This window comes from Coleofasciculus sp. F4-SAH-05 (assembly GCF_040222985.1).
Taxonomy (GTDB): domain Bacteria; phylum Cyanobacteriota; class Cyanobacteriia; order Cyanobacteriales; family Coleofasciculaceae; genus Coleofasciculus; species Coleofasciculus chthonoplastes.
The window spans coordinates 16,453-30,750 of sequence record NZ_JAVKBY010000164.1 but is presented as its reverse complement, the minus strand read 5'-3'; the positions used below and the strand labels follow the sequence as shown (position 1 = coordinate 30,750).

13 protein-coding genes are annotated in these 14,298 nt (G+C 42.5%); 5 read left to right on the top strand and 8 right to left on the bottom strand.

The window, feature by feature from the left end; all coding sequences use genetic code 11:
- Positions 1–163 precede the first annotated feature (163 nt).
- Positions 164–484: a hypothetical protein gene (locus tag RIG27_RS20080; protein WP_446348061.1), complete on the bottom strand. Its 321-nt coding sequence runs from the start codon at positions 482–484 to the stop codon at positions 164–166.
- Between RIG27_RS20080 and RIG27_RS20075 the strand changes: the two genes are divergently transcribed.
- On the top strand, positions 483–1,958 hold the full coding sequence (locus RIG27_RS20075; RefSeq protein ID WP_446348059.1) for a pentapeptide repeat-containing protein: 1,476 nt from the start codon (positions 483–485) through the stop codon (positions 1,956–1,958). The genes RIG27_RS20080 and RIG27_RS20075 overlap by 2 nt on opposite strands.
- Positions 1,959–2,008: 50 nt before the next feature.
- Here the strand turns inward: RIG27_RS20075 and RIG27_RS20070 are convergent, their stop codons facing one another.
- Positions 2,009–2,167: a sulfotransferase domain-containing protein gene (locus RIG27_RS20070; RefSeq protein ID WP_446348093.1), complete on the bottom strand. Its 159-nt coding sequence runs from the start codon at positions 2,165–2,167 to the stop codon at positions 2,009–2,011.
- A 326-nt stretch (positions 2,168–2,493) separates the two neighbouring features.
- On the opposite strand from RIG27_RS20070, the gene RIG27_RS20065 reads away from it, so the two are divergent.
- Positions 2,494–3,675: a glycosyltransferase family 87 protein gene (locus tag RIG27_RS20065; RefSeq protein WP_446348057.1), complete on the top strand. Its 1,182-nt coding sequence runs from the start codon at positions 2,494–2,496 to the stop codon at positions 3,673–3,675.
- A 99-nt stretch (positions 3,676–3,774) separates the two neighbouring features.
- Here the strand turns inward: RIG27_RS20065 and RIG27_RS20060 are convergent, their stop codons facing one another.
- The 3 genes from RIG27_RS20060 to RIG27_RS20050 form a co-directional block, all read right to left on the bottom strand.
- A complete protein-coding gene (locus RIG27_RS20060; RefSeq protein ID WP_446348055.1) occupies positions 3,775–6,051 on the bottom strand; it encodes a GumC family protein in 2,277 nt (758 codons plus the stop codon).
- 184 nt (positions 6,052–6,235) lie between these two features.
- Positions 6,236–7,015, bottom strand: coding sequence for a glycosyltransferase (locus tag RIG27_RS20055; RefSeq protein ID WP_446348054.1), 780 nt, complete (start codon positions 7,013–7,015; stop codon positions 6,236–6,238).
- Positions 7,016–7,427: 412 nt separating this feature from the next.
- Positions 7,428–7,727 carry a hypothetical protein gene (locus RIG27_RS20050; protein WP_446348052.1) on the bottom strand — a complete coding sequence of 100 codons (300 nt, stop codon included), beginning with the start codon at positions 7,725–7,727 and terminating at the stop codon, positions 7,428–7,430.
- Positions 7,728–7,765: 38 nt separating this feature from the next.
- Here RIG27_RS20050 and RIG27_RS20045 point away from each other — a divergent pair, with 38 nt between their 5' ends.
- Positions 7,766–8,806, top strand: coding sequence for a hypothetical protein (locus RIG27_RS20045; RefSeq protein ID WP_446348050.1), 1,041 nt, complete (start codon positions 7,766–7,768; stop codon positions 8,804–8,806).
- Between the two features lie 135 nt (positions 8,807–8,941).
- Here RIG27_RS20045 and RIG27_RS20040 read toward each other — a convergent pair whose 3' ends face one another.
- Genes RIG27_RS20040 through RIG27_RS20030 form a run of 3 tightly spaced genes read right to left on the bottom strand, consistent with a single transcriptional unit; the run spans position 8,942 to position 11,095 of the window.
- Positions 8,942–9,235, bottom strand: a complete 294-nt coding sequence (locus RIG27_RS20040) for a class I SAM-dependent methyltransferase (protein ID WP_446348091.1) — start codon at positions 9,233–9,235, stop codon at positions 8,942–8,944.
- A gap of 24 nt (positions 9,236–9,259) precedes the next feature.
- Positions 9,260–9,610, bottom strand: a complete 351-nt coding sequence (locus tag RIG27_RS20035; protein WP_446348048.1) for a hypothetical protein — start codon at positions 9,608–9,610, stop codon at positions 9,260–9,262.
- Positions 9,611–9,625: 15 nt separating this feature from the next.
- The gene (locus RIG27_RS20030) at positions 9,626–11,095 is read right to left on the bottom strand and encodes an SLBB domain-containing protein (protein ID WP_446348046.1); all 1,470 of its coding nucleotides are present in this window, start codon (positions 11,093–11,095) and stop codon (positions 9,626–9,628) included.
- 397 nt (positions 11,096–11,492) lie between these two features.
- Here RIG27_RS20030 and RIG27_RS20025 point away from each other — a divergent pair, with 397 nt between their 5' ends.
- On the top strand, positions 11,493–12,728 hold the full coding sequence (locus RIG27_RS20025) for an O-antigen ligase family protein (RefSeq protein WP_446348044.1): 1,236 nt from the start codon (positions 11,493–11,495) through the stop codon (positions 12,726–12,728).
- Positions 12,729–12,800: 72 nt separating this feature from the next.
- Positions 12,801–14,141: a flippase gene (locus tag RIG27_RS20020; RefSeq protein WP_446348042.1), complete on the top strand. Its 1,341-nt coding sequence runs from the start codon at positions 12,801–12,803 to the stop codon at positions 14,139–14,141.
- Positions 14,142–14,298: the final 157 nt, after the last annotated feature.

Sequence of the window (14,298 nt, the reverse complement as noted above, 5' to 3'; positions counted from 1 at the left end):
AAAATTTAACTTAATTTTTCTAAACCTGCAACATTTCTTTAGGTTGATTGTCCACGTAATATGGTAATGAGGTTAAGTCAGGGCGGGTTTAGTTACATCTGGGTGAGGTCAAGAAACGGTAATCGTGAAACCCGCCCCTACACCCCTGACGCGCCAGGTTCCCTCAAAGGTTGTGAAAAATCACAACTCTCCTTTTCCCTTTAACCTGGAAATATCCCATTGCTACATTACGCGCGATCGCACTGAAAACGTCGGTTGCGGTGGGTTTAGATGTAGGGTGGGCAAGAGTTATCAACCTGGAAAGCCTTATATTATCGTTCGTTGCTCTTGCCCACCACAGGGTAACCTGGGATTTATAGCGTTTCTCATAGGATGAGGTACAGGGATGAGGGCGCAAGCCTTGCGCCCCTACATTTGGGTATTGTTGGTGCAAGATGTAAGTTAAAACAGGTTCAAAAAATGAGCCACGCACAACTGTGATCATGAAAATCCCTCTCATTTTCTCACTCAAAACTGAAAACTTTGGTTGGGGTAGGTTTAGTCACATCGAGGTAGGACAAAACACGATAATCGTGAAACTTGCCCCTACATTCCTGAAAACGCTTGTCTTAGCGATTTCCCTCGTCATCACTCAAGGGTTCACCCACACCACCCATGCAGCTAACCCCCAACACCTCGAACAACTCAAAACAACCAATGCTTGTCCTCAATGTGACTTAACCGATGTGGATTTAACCAGTGCCAATCTTCAGCAGGCAGAGTTGAGCGGTGCTAACTTAAAAGGAGCAATCCTAACGGGGGCTAACCTAAATCGAGCCAATCTCAGCAATGCCGAATTAAACGGTGCTAAACTGGCTGGGGCAACCTTGGCAAGGGCTAATTTGAGGGAAGCAAAACTGGGGTTAAGAGAACCGGATGCTGACAACCCCTTACCCTCTCAGGTCGAACCCGATAATCTCTACAATACCCTATCCTGGCTAGGCTATTTTCCCACATTTATTGCCCATTGGTATGCAGCAGTCGTCACCGACTTACGTGATGCTAACCTCCAGGGGGCTGACTTGTATCGGGCTAACCTGAATGGGGCGCTACTGAGTCGTGCGAATCTCCAAGAGGCTCAACTTGACTACGCTAGCCTAGTCCGCACTTACTTAAGAGAAGCCACACTCACCAACGCCAACTTAGTTAGTGCTGATTTACGCAATGCTAATTTAACCGACGCCCAACTGGAAGTCGCTGATATTCGTTCAGCGGATTTGAGGGGCGCTAAACTGAATAATGCCAACCTGGATACCGTGAATGCGGATAGCGCCAACTTAAGCGGTGCTAATTTAAGTCAAGCCTATATCACTAATGCGGACTTCAATGGTGCGATTTTGGTAAGGACAACACTGCAAGGGGCGGTTCTGAATGGGAGCAATTTTCAGATTGCGGATTTGAGTCAGGCGAACTTACAAGGGGCGCAGTTAAAAGGGGTAGGCTTCAATAGGGCTAATTTGACAGGGGCGAATCTGGAGGGGGCAGACTTGAGCAATGCTAAACTCGCGATCGCAGACCTAACTAATGCCCAACTGACGGGGGCGATTCTCCATTCAGCTTATCTGCACAGCGCCACGTTGACAAATGCCAATTTAAGTGGTGTGGATTTACAGGGGGCGCAACTGCGAGAGGCGAATTTAAGTAATGTTACATTGGTTGGCGCCACGTTAGAAGATGCCACTCTGATTCGTTCCACGTTAACTGGGGCTAATTTAACCTATACGAATTTAACCCGATGTGATTTACGCGGGGCTAACTTAACCGGGGCAGATTTGAGTTACGCTAACCTGACGCAAGCCGATTTTGCCCAAGCTGCGTTGATGGGCGCAACCTTACAGGGCGCAAATCTCAGCGACGCCAACTTCAAAGGCGCGATCGGATTTAATCGTTATGCTGTACCCAGAACGCCCGTTCAATAAAACACCCGTTCAATAAATGTTTAGACCGATGAGTTTAATGTCAAATAAATTCACCAATCATATCCATCAGCATATCCCATTTTTATTAATATGTCGCCACATACATCTTTGAATGCCTGTTTGTGTTCATTTGTAAAATGATTTCGCCAATCACCAATTGTACCTTTGCGAAACGTCCTTGATTTTTTATAGAAAACATTTTTAGCTATCTGAATAATTTGTTCTTCAGAATTATCAATATTCAGATAATTTGCAAATGTAAAGAGGCATAGATTTCTCGCCTAGTCAAAGGAACAGGGAACCGTGCCAAGTTGCTGCGACCTAAATAATACCGTATTTTCATAAACTTGTCTCCTCCAATTTTTTATGATAGCAATCTTTAGTAGACCAATCATCGACTTACTGTAGTATAGCAGTTTTCTCAGTTGTATCTCATCTACCTGAGCATACCGGAAATTGCTATGCTCGACAGTGATCAGCTAAAACTCATTTAAATGGGGATGTTTAAAACTGTAAACTTAATCATAACTTAACAATGATAACTTCAGTTGTTTATCGTCTATCAAAAAACTTACTTTTTCGGATTGCCTTTTTACTCTGCGCCTGCACAGCACTGGTTGTTGTTGCCATCATCGGATTCAACCAACACTTTGACACGAAATATCTGTATGTAGCTGGATTGTCTTGGTGGGAAGGGTTAAATGCTTATGATCCAGATGTAGCCAGCCAACTCGGTGCAAATCAGAGTTTAGGTGGTTTTTTCTATCCTCCCCAGATTGCTCCCCTGTGTCTTCTCTTAGGTGCATTTCCCTGGACGCAAGCAAAGGTAGTAATGACCCTTTTAAATGTCTTTTGTACTGGAATATTGGCATTTTTGGGTGTACTTCTGGTTAAACAACCTCAGGTGAAACAACTCAGAGTCCCAGGTTCTAGCCCGGGATGGTTTATTCCAGCCATTGTTATCGCTAATCCCTTCACCTTGAATATCATCGTACTGGGACAAACGACTCTAATCGTTGCTACAGCGCTTGTTAGTGGCTGGTATTATGCTTATCGGGGACGCTGGGTGTTGAGTGGTGTTCTGATTGCCATCTCTACGATTAAGCCACAGTTGAGCTTGCTGGTTATCCTCTGGCTGCTTTTAGAACGGCGCTGGCGAATTTTGGCAGTAGCCGCTGTTACGACCTTAATTTTTTGTCTAGTCCCTATGGTGATTACGGGTCCCATTGACGTGTTTTTCCACTGGTTTGCCTCCTTGGGGGCACATAAAAACATATTTGCTAATGTTTTGGGTTTTCCAGCCGTTTTTAGTATCAAAAATTTACTGTATACGGCTGGTATTCAAGTGCCACAACTATTACCTTTGGGGATTGTGATTACAGTTCTACTTTGGCGCTATCGTTCCCGACTAATCATTGATGATGTGATTGGACTGTTGCTAGCTATTTCGGTATTGTTTGGTTTCGCCCATCATTATGATTTAATTGCCTTAGCACCGTTGATGGCAGCATTCTGGCGGCATTTGTCTCATCGCCCAAAAGTGACCTTAGTTGCCTTAACTATGATGTTTGTAATGTTTTTTCCCCGAAATGTTTTCATGACATTTATTCACAGTGAATTACTGCTACAATATCGGGTCCTGTTGGTGATTGGCTTAACCATTTGGTTAGGGGTAATGAGCGTGAAGCGTAAAGCAGAAATTTGGGGAATGTCGTAGGGGCGCACCGACGTGCGCCCATAAACCCATAAAATCTACGGATTTTACGACAATAGGCAACAGAAATTCAAACACCCTCTTGACCCTCTTGAGCAGCAATTAATATCGAATTGCCTGTCGGCGATAGACACCATAAGACGGCGTAGCCTCTGATTTCACCCCATTAGCAACAATTCCTAAAACAGAAGCCCCAGCAATCTTTAATCCATCAAAGGCTTTCATCACCAAAGAACGGTCAGTTTTCTCTACTCCAACAACCAATATAGTGCCATCAGCCTTAGCCGCGAGCAGATTTCCATCTCCCAAACCCAGAAGCGGTGGGGTATCGTAGATGACGAGGTCAAACTGAGCTGTCACTTGATCCATAAGATACTGCATCTTATCAGAGGAGAGCAGCTTGACTGGATCAGATAAACTCTGACCAGCCGTCAACACAAACAAGTTTTCATCCAGAGAGGATTTTTGGATAGCATCCTGAAGCATTAAGTCTGTAGCAATGATATCACTAAGTCCCTGGGTATTGGGTAAGTCTAATCGACTGTGAAGCTGAGGGCTTCGTAAATCCGTGTCTACGAGTAAAACGCGCTTACCAATCGTGGCGGAGGTTTGAGCCAGGTACACCGCAACCGTTGTTTTGCCATCACCCGGTACAGCAGAGCTAATCGCCAGTGATTGGATAGACTTCTTTGCACTCAGCAAACGAATATTGGTATACAAAGAGCGGAAGGCTTCCATAAAGGGTGAAGTGCCGTAATCGGTAGGGCGATTGTGAGAAAACCAATGACGCTTTTGTTCAGGTTTAGAATGAGCAACTTGGGTTATAACCGCGAGTTGACTAGGTTGTTTAGAAAGTTTTTTAAACTGTTTAGTCAAAGGAATCACTCCCAAAATCGGCAGCTTTGTGGCCCCCTTGATGTCTTCCGGGGTGTGGAATACCGTATGGAGAATCTCGACCAGAAAACCGACGCCGATGCTCAGGAAGACACTTAAAATCACAGCGATAGCCAGGGGACGCTTCAGTGGCTGTGGATCAACAGGCACTGGCACACCATTCTCGTTATCCCAGATTTCCGGAGGGTTAATTAACTCCCAGGGAATTTGTTGCTGAGCCGCATCGAGTTTTAAAGTTTCTCGTTTAGAAAGAAATTCCTTCAGGTTATCCGTAGCCAAATCAAGTTTACTGTCTAAATCAGTAATCTGTCGAGTAACATTGGGTAACTGCTCAAGTTGTTGATTAATTTGATTTTCAGTTTGGAGAATGGTTTGATAGCGGTCTTCTAATCCCTGAATTTTACCGGCTAAATTTTCCAGGACATCTTGGGATTCTTGACTGAGTAATAGACGCAAATTTTCCTGCCGTTCACGTAATATTTCCATGGGTGGACTATCTGCCCGAAATTGAGCGGATTCTGAGGCGAGCTGGGCTTCTACTTTCTGCAATTCTGAGAGTAAGGGACCATAGGCTTGGGCATCTGTCGATAAAATTGCCGTGGGATCGGCTTCATTCAACTGTTGTTGTAAGGCATTGTAGAATGAACGGGTTTCAGCCAGTTGAGCAGCTGTCTCTAATCGATTTCTGCGAATGAAAAGCACATGTTCTGTTAACTGTTGATCAGCCGTCTGCGGATCAATCAGATTGTAATCCTGCCGTAGCTTTTGCAATTGCTCTTGGAGTTGATCAACTTGCTGCTGTAGACGGGGAAGTTGAGATTCAATAAATGTAATTCCTTGCGTCAGGGTTTTCTGACGCTCTTGGAGACTATAATCGAGATACTTATCAGAGATTGTTTTTAAAACAAATTTAATTTTTTTTATGTCTTTGTCTTGATAAATAACTTCTAAAATTTTAGTGCCGACGTCTTCCGCATTTTTTTCATAAGTCATGCGGACAATTGACATACTCCCCATCATAGAGTTATAGTCGATATCCGGATACCGATTCTGTAGCTGATCGACGATTGGACTTATGAGTTGCGGACTTTTCAAAACCCTAATTTGGGATTCGTAATCCAATAAACTTGTGTTTTCAAAATTTGATGTTCGTATATTTGCACCTTGACTTTGAGCCTGTAAAAATTGATTTCTTACCAGATTTTCTGCGGTAACTGGCTCAACTAATAGTTTAAACGACCCTCGATACTCTGGAATATACTGGCGTTTACTCCACAGCAGCCAGAGTCCAGAACCCACAATTAATGTCAAGGCGACTCCTGTCATTAACCAGGCTCTCCGACGGGCAACAGCCAAAACCCAACCTAAATCTACGGTTTGCCCATCACTCTGATTGACTTCGGTTGAGTGAACCTGAGGCAATGACTTGAGTGGCTTGCCGTTTGGCTGGGCTGGGAATGGCTGTAAATTGTGTTCGGTATCCATCAGAAGCACCTCTAGAGTCTTGGGTTGACTGAAACAGAATCAGTGATTAACCTGTCTGAGTTCAGTTCAAGGTAGGTATATCTCTATTTTATGGATTTCCCTAGTCCGCGTCGGCGGACTTTGTTTGTATAGTTGCGATTTTAATCGCCGGAACCTAAGTGGCTCCGCCAGTTTTTCTATAACCTTACACTCTGAATTGCTCTAAATTAACGTTAGCTAAATCTCTTTGGTGAACAAAACGAGATGAGATACCGGGTGGAGCAAAGTATTTTTCCATGAGTTCCTCTGGATTTTTTTTACCGCCTCCTTCTTTCTCAATGAGCTTGGCAACATAAGTACATAGACCCCGCCGGATAGCGTTAAGCTGTTTAAGGGTTTGCTCACGGATTTTTTCGGGGTTGGGAGGTGATGCCTTCCACTGTTGTACGGCTTGAGCAACGGCATCCGCTTCGGGGGGAACAATGATTGAATTTTCGCTATTGAAGAATTCATCACGTCCACCTTTACTCGGTGTACTCACCACAGGAATTCCACAAAGCAGATATTCCACGGAGGCATACATGGCTCCTTCTTCTGCGGAAAGGCACAGACCCGCATAAGCCTGATTCAGCTTTTTGGCAAGTTCAGGGCGGGGGATGAATTCTCTATTATACTCAGCGTGTGCTAATTCTGGACAGAAGGTCGGCAAGTCACCGCCGTAGGAGACAAGCATTAAGTTTTTTATGTCTTTAGCCAATCCATGTCGCTTAAAGGGGAGAAGTTGTGCGGTGTAGATGGCGTCGTAGTGCTTGGGCTGATTCAGGGATTGGTAGATATGCTCGTTGACATAGACACTGGAGCTAACGTGCGCTCCTTGTATCAGCCAGCGTTTGCGCCAGACTTCTTCATCAGAGGCATTGACCATCAGGTGATAGGATCTGCCTGATAGCTGGTGCTGGATTTGATGCTGCTTAAATTTAATCATTGGTTTCCATCGGGCCGACCATCCCCCTGGACTTTCTAAGACGTGTTTGGGTTGAAATCCTTTGGGTAGGGTCGGGAAGGCTCCGATATAGGAAACGATTAGTGGTTCAGTGCTAAGAATGTAAAACCCCTGAAATATCACCGTGACGCGCCTCTGTCTTGATTATCTAAGATTATGGTAATATTACGCTAGTCTGCTTGGTTTGACAAGTTCAGGAGAGCTTCAGGCGCTAATCAAGTTGTCAAAATGCCAGCAATGTAATGTATTGAAAATAGATGGAAAGAAAAAATTTTGTGATAATAGGCGCAGCTAAAGCAGGTACTTTTAAAACTTCAAGACCTCATCGAGCAAGATCTTTCAGAATGGCTTAAGGAATGAACTTGACAATTGAGAATTAATGGTAACTGAAAATTTACCAGCGATAATAGCGGTAGGGTTCATCGCCTAAGTCAAAATCTGTCCGGTAATCCGAATGATAAAAGCCACTATCAGTAGTAGGCGATCTGTGCTGGTCAGGTTTTTGCCCTATCCGTTTGAAGATTGTACCATCAACTTGGAAACTGGCACCCAAGTTTGCCAGGATTTGTGCGATCGCTCTCGTCTGTCGCCAGCGGGTATAATGTAAGTAGGTCTTGACATCCGCGTTCAAACCGTTGGGATCAAGCTGAGCAAACAGCACTACCCCATTCCCCAGTTGCAGACGACTTAACATATTTAAACGCTATATTTTTCATAAAAAACATGCATTGGATGAACAGTAAGGCTAATAAACTGAAACTCAAAATTGAAAGTAAAACAGAATTGATAGCCAGAGAAGCACAATCTAGGATTTTCTATCCTATCAATTTGTTGACAGCCGATAAAATTGACATATCTAAATGTATAGTAGTAAATGGTTTTTGGAGAAGTGGAACAACCTGGTTACAAGATACTTTATCAGCCGCAACAAACGCCAAAGCCGTTTTTGAACCTTTTGCACCAAGAGCGGGTTATTTTTATAAAACAATACCAGAAATTAAGCCACCACAACATGATCCTACTTTTCTCAACCTATTGATACCTTACCAAGATCATAATTTTAGGGAAGGCTCACATCTTAAGCTCATAGTTGACAAAGCATTGCTAGATCTATTGCCTCATCGAAATACTCAACGGAGTATCAGACCCATCAGCTACTATTCTAGAGATAGGGTTGTGGTGAAGTTTGTCAGGGCATCTCTTTGTTTAAAAGCTATCTATAATGATTGGCCTGTTTCCATTATTCATATCTATCGAGATCCTCGTGCCCTTATTCATACGATTATGCGAATCCAGTATTGGAGAGCTATTTTTGAGCAACTTTCACTCTCAAAACAATTACTCCAGATTAATGATGGTCGTAAAAATTACTTCTCTAGATGGGAAAATGATATTTTAGAATTAGACCAACAGGATTTGAGCTCGCGCCTTGCTGCCTACTGGGCTTTAACCGAAAAATATGTAGTAGATTCATTTCAAAATCAACAGAATAAGAATAGATTTTATATAGTAAATTATGATGAAATGGTTCTTGGAGGTTCAGATTATTTAAAAATAGTTTTAGAAGAAATGAAAATGCAATTTAACCCCCTAGCTTTAGAAAAAAATTGGAGTATAACCTCTCCAACTTCTGTAGAAAAAAAACTTCCTGCTTATGGTAAACGCCAAAGCACTGACAGGTTGTATTCTTGGAAGTCTGAACTGAATCAATCAGATCAAAATGCAATTAGGGATATTATGAAAAGATTTGAATTAGACAATCGCTTAAGGTAAAATTGTAGTTTTTCCAATCTGGCAGGGTAAGAGAATCTCAATCATGCTTTAAAAAGACATTCAACTTGTAGAGACGTTGCAGGCAACGTCTCTACATTGCCAGGGATACCCTCGTTTGTTTCTCCTAATTCCAGATTAACTGACTTCAGTGGGAAAGTTAGTTAGGCTGCGATCTAATATAGCAAAACCTGTTCCTTGTAATTGGAAAATGTTTTCCTTTGGTAGCAACTCATTGACGGCTCGTTGAACTTCTAATGCATTGTAATCATCCCAAATGATGATTCCTTTATTGTTGATTAGCTTCAAAGCATTCGCCGAATCACTTTTACAGGTTAAATAGGAATGATCTCCATCAATTAACACAATATCCATTTGTCCCAAATAAGGACTATAGTCTAAGGTTCTTGAGTCGCCATAGAGCTGGGTAATCTGTTGTTCTTGGGGAGTATTTTTTCATCTCATTTTATTTTGATGGGCAACGGTATCATCAACGGGTAAATCTAAACTAAAAACATGGGTATCCTGATTAATTCTCGCCATGGCGTAGCTTGTTTCCCCATGGGCGCTGCCAATCTCAAAAATTTTGGGTGCTTTTCTCATGGAAATGAGAGCTAAGAGATAGAGCGTTTCCAGATCAGAAAGCGACCTAACCCAGTAAATCCGTGAATCCAAATTTTTGGTCGAATTAAACTCATAGTAAAAGCCCTGAATTAAATAAAAATAGATAGCTACATCAAACTCAAAACATACATAGCTTAGACTCTGCTCAAAGTCAATACCTGAAAATTTAACATCAAAAACCATCTCTAGACAGGTGAGCTAGAAAAAGATTCCTAATAAATCAAATAGTCGGAACAAGTTAAACACACCATTGAGGGGAGATAGAGGGGTTTCGAGGGTGTCAGCAATCCTGGCGACACCAGAGCGATTAACCACAATGATGTCATTATTCTGCACAATGGGATTGCTTTCCTGGTTAATACCTTGAGCAAAGTCAATCGGTATCGTCCGTTTAGAAACAGTACCATCTGGATTAAGACGAATCAATTCCACCGAACTTTTCCGCGCTCGCGTGAATTCAAATCCACCAGCCGCTAGCAATGCTTGATTTAAGGGGGTATTCGGGGGAATTTCTACGAGTCCAGGTCGAGTCACTTCGCCGACGACACTGACTTGAATTGTATCAGGGGAAAAACTCGCGGTGGCTAGTTCAGTAGCGTCAGCTGGACTCACATCAGTAGCCGTTGGCACGATAATTGTATCTCCCTCCTGCAACACAGTGTCTTGGTTAAAATCCCCCAGTTGCAAGAGTTGCCACAAATTGATCGGAATCGTATAGTCTGCACCCGTTTTTGTCACTCGGCGTATCGAGATTTGGCGAATGTCAGCCATGGGTTTAATCCCACCAGCAATCTGAATTGCTCGGGTAATCGTCGGTAAGCCAACATTCCTTTGAGTCGTTCCCGTATTTCCGCCAACGATTGTATAAGTCCCTGGACGGTTCACTTCGCCAACCACAGCAACGGTAAGGGGTTCTTCGGGATCAGGTGCAAGACTACTGGTGGCAATTTGTCGGGCTTCGGCTAAGTTAAGATTCGTTAAAATAGGGACAAAGACTGTATCGCCATCACGCAAGAGTACGTTTTGACGCTGATTTCCCGTCTGTATGAATTCCCAAAGATTAACCGTAGTTACGGCTCCTGAACCAAATTGCTGGCGTCGGCGAACTTGGACATTGCGAATATTAGCTGATAGGGTGACTCCCCCAGCTTGCTGTATGGCTTGGGTTACAGTGGGGTATTGTACCCCTGGATCATTTCCGACACCACCTGTAAAGGATAGGGTATAGGAGCCTGGACGATTGACTTCCCCAGAAACTGACAAATTCAAAGGACGGGGACTGAGCAGGATGACGGTGACTAGGGGGCGTTTGATAACGCTTTGATATCGAGCAGAAATTGCCTGTGCAGCTTGTTGTTCGGTGAGTCCCTCGAGTCGTACACTACCAACCAATGGTAGGTTGAGTGAACCTCCGGGCGGGATTTGATACTCTCCGCTATATTGGGGGACTTCTAAGATATCCAGACGAATGCGATCGCCGCCGCCTAGGGTATACTCTGCTTGGGATTGTGCCAACCTAGCTGGTGGGGGTTGAGGCGGTAGCTCTTCAAAGGTTGGCAGTTGCGCCCTGCTGATAGGAATAAAACAAGAGCAGATGAGCGTCAGGGAAACCCCTAAGGACATAGCTGCACCGATTGGGGGGGTCAGTTGCCGAGGTACATAGCGCATAGGCGATATCTTCGCTGAAACTAGATACTCTACAATTTTATCTGTATAATTAATATTTTGCCCTTGGTTCAAAAAAATTAATTGTTACATACCGCCTCAAGTCCGCCTCAAGTAGGAAAAGCCGTGTTCATCCAACTTCTAGCGGTAGCGTCAAAGTCTTCAGGTGTCCTTGATCCTGAAAATCTAAATATTGATATATCACAGGTCATTAAATTAAATGAAAGAGCTACTTTTACATCCCCTGATTCTAACCTTACTCCTTTGTGTCGGGTCAGTCTATTTCGTTGTAGCGTTTCAATTAATTAATTCCAAGAGTCGATGGTCTAAGCTCTTTGAACAAGCTTGTGCAACCTTACTTATCTTAATTATCGGCAAGGTCACCCTAGGACTAGGACTGATGAATAAATTTCATCCTCAGGTTTTGACTCTAAGAGATACGACGTTGCCTACTATTAGCATAACTCTAGCGACTTATATCGCTTGTCTTGTTTTATTAGCGCCAAGGTTAAATAGTAACCTTAAGGATACCGTTTATATTGTTTCGTCTTTCCTCAAAAATAATTTATTTTTCTGCGGCTATATTCTGATAATGCTTTTGTCTTTTTCATTTTCTAACATTCCAGGTTATACATTAAAAGCAAGCCTCGTTCATATAGGAGTTACCTTGGCATTAATTTATATTGGTAAGCAGTATACTTGGAAAGAGTTACTTGCGATGTTAACTTGGTATCATGGCATCGCTGTTATTCTTTTTTTAGTATATGGAATGGAACATTTCGGGCATAAAAATTATGCGGGTCCAACAATGGCTGTAAGCGCAATTATCCTTTACTTATGGTCAGTCGATGTATCCAGAAAGTATAAGTTGGTCTTCATGAGTTTAGCTATGTTAGCCGTTGTTTTCGTACAACAAGCTGGGAGTGGTATGGGGAAAGCATTAATATTTATATTGATATGTCTCTTAGGATTTCTCCGCTTTCTTAAACGTTTACCACCAAGAACTGCTTTTGCCTGTATGGGTGTATTTCTGGCAATTGCCGTGTCCCTAGTGATTTTGATTACAGAGAATGCCGAGTATATTATCGTTGAAAAGCTGGGGAAGGATATGACTTTAACTGGTCGCACATACATCTGGGCACATGTTGTTGATGCTATTAACAAGTATCCTTTGTTTGGCTATGGATATGGAGGGTTTTGGCAGGAATGGCGAGGACCGAATGACCCTTCATTTAACGTCAGAACTCCGAGTGGTTTTAAAGCAATGCATGCTCACAATGGTTTTTTAGATATGGGCTTAGATTTTGGCTGGATTGGATTAAGCTTATTTAGCCTGTCATTGTTAGTGAATATTTATTACGGAGTACTGCATTTAATTCGCACGAAAGATTCCACTGCTGGATTGCCATTAGTTATTTTTACTTGGTTAATAATCACAAATTATACAGAAACCAGTTTAGTTGCTATCTCTAGTGGCTGGGCATTTTATGTCTTGATGACCGCAAGGTTAACGATGGACGTGGCAGCAGAAGATACCAGTGATGATGCCCATATTCAGAACGCTTTAGCATTTGAGTCAACCTCTTCATCCCCTCAAATCAGCGCCACTGAGGAGAGGCGTAACTATCCGGATTAAACTGAGTCATCGTTGTACGCACAGCACAAGTCTATCTTCAATCACTAGAGTTTAATCAGGAATGCAATTCTAATGCTCGACAAAATCGCTTCACTCATTCAAAAGCTTAGTCCGGGTTTACGCCAAGTCCTCAGTAATATGGGGTGGCTTTTCATTAGCAAAGTGATAGAACTTGGATTGAGTTTAGTGGTGGGAGTTTGGGTGACTCGCTATCTCGGACCAACCCAGTTTGGCACGCTCACCTACGCGATGACTTTTGTGGGGATGTTTAGATTTGCAACGCTGCAAGCGTTGAAAACTCTTGTTGTGCGTGATATTGCTCGAACTCCTACCAGTAAAAATGAAACTCTTGGTACAACTTTTGCGCTCCAATTCGCTGGTGGCTTAATTACTCTATTGACAGCCGTAGTAACAATTTATTGGCTACAACCCAATGAAGCCTTAACTCACTGGTTAGTGGGAATTATCGCCGCCGGAACTCTTTTTAATGCATTTAATACGATTGATTTCTGGTTCCAGTCCCAAATCCAGTCAAAATATACAGTTGCTGCCAAGAATTCTGCCTATGTGTTTATGGCGGCGATTAGAGTTGGATTAATTTATCTACAAGCTCCCCTGATTGCTTTTGCTTGGGCGAGATTGGCGGAGGTTGTGTTGGGTTCAATCGGGCTAGTTATCATTTATCAAAGCCAGGGAAATCACATTCAAGCATGGCGAACTAACTGGAAAAGAGCTAAGGAATTGCTCCAAGAGGGGTGGCTACTAGTTGGTGCGGGAATAGCTATTTATATTTATGCTGATATCGATCAGTTAATGCTAGGTTCAATGTTACCAGATAAATCTGAATTGGGATTTTATGCCGCAGCGGTTAAGATATCGCGACTCCTAGATTTTTTCCCGATGGTATTAGCCTCATCAATTTTACCCAAATTAACGGCACTCAAGGAAAAAAGTCAGGAAGATTATTGGGATAAACTTCAGGTTTATTTTGACATATCAACGCTGATATGGCTAGCTGGCGCTATTCCAGTTTCACTGTTATCTCATTATATCGTTCAGATTCTCTATGGAGCAGATTTTGCACCTGCTGGAACTCTGTTATCGATTTATGTGTGGTCTCAATTTAATAGTTGTTTTGGGGTAGCAAGAAGTACTGTTTTAACCATAGAAAGGAAATTAAAATTTACTCTTATTTTTACAACTATGGGCGCAATAATTAATTTGGTTTTGAACTTTTTCCTGATACCAGTTTATGGAGCAATGGGAGCAACAATTGCAACGATAATCACTTACTTAATCGTGATTGTTTTAATAAACTTTTTCATTCAAGAGTTAAAATTTGTTGGGACTCTAATCGTCCGATCATTTAACTTGTATGCCGCTATTGTAAGAATTAAAGGATTGACAAAATGAATGATTACACCAGCATATCAACATAGCTGATGTAAGGCAAAACATTGAGTAGCTTCCAGAATCAATCTACCATGTCTCGATCACCAATCGTTACACCCTTTAATAACAATAAACTTGACATCGATTCAAACATAGTTACATAACTTTAATTTTCCAA

Bases quoted from the DNA above. Each gene is read 5' to 3' on its own strand.
- RIG27_RS20025 (WP_446348044.1), top strand. From the start codon at position 11,493: ATGAATAAATTTCATCCTCAGGTTTTGACTCTAAGAGATACGACGTTG.
- RIG27_RS20050 (WP_446348052.1), bottom strand. From the start codon at position 7,727: ATGTTAAGTCGTCTGCAACTGGGGAATGGGGTAGTGCTGTTTGCTCAG.
- RIG27_RS20080 (WP_446348061.1), bottom strand. From the start codon at position 484: ATGATCACAGTTGTGCGTGGCTCATTTTTTGAACCTGTTTTAACTTAC.
- RIG27_RS20020 (WP_446348042.1), top strand. From the start codon at position 12,801: ATGCTCGACAAAATCGCTTCACTCATTCAAAAGCTTAGTCCGGGTTTA.
- RIG27_RS20030 (WP_446348046.1), bottom strand. From the start codon at position 11,095: ATGCGCTATGTACCTCGGCAACTGACCCCCCCAATCGGTGCAGCTATG.
- RIG27_RS20060 (WP_446348055.1), bottom strand. From the start codon at position 6,051: ATGGATACCGAACACAATTTACAGCCATTCCCAGCCCAGCCAAACGGC.
- RIG27_RS20055 (WP_446348054.1), bottom strand. From the start codon at position 7,015: ATGATTAAATTTAAGCAGCATCAAATCCAGCACCAGCTATCAGGCAGA.
- RIG27_RS20035 (WP_446348048.1), bottom strand. From the start codon at position 9,610: ATGGTTTTTGATGTTAAATTTTCAGGTATTGACTTTGAGCAGAGTCTA.
- RIG27_RS20065 (WP_446348057.1), top strand. From the start codon at position 2,494: ATGATAACTTCAGTTGTTTATCGTCTATCAAAAAACTTACTTTTTCGG.
- RIG27_RS20075 (WP_446348059.1), top strand. From the start codon at position 483: ATGAAAATCCCTCTCATTTTCTCACTCAAAACTGAAAACTTTGGTTGG.
- RIG27_RS20045 (WP_446348050.1), top strand. From the start codon at position 7,766: ATGAACAGTAAGGCTAATAAACTGAAACTCAAAATTGAAAGTAAAACA.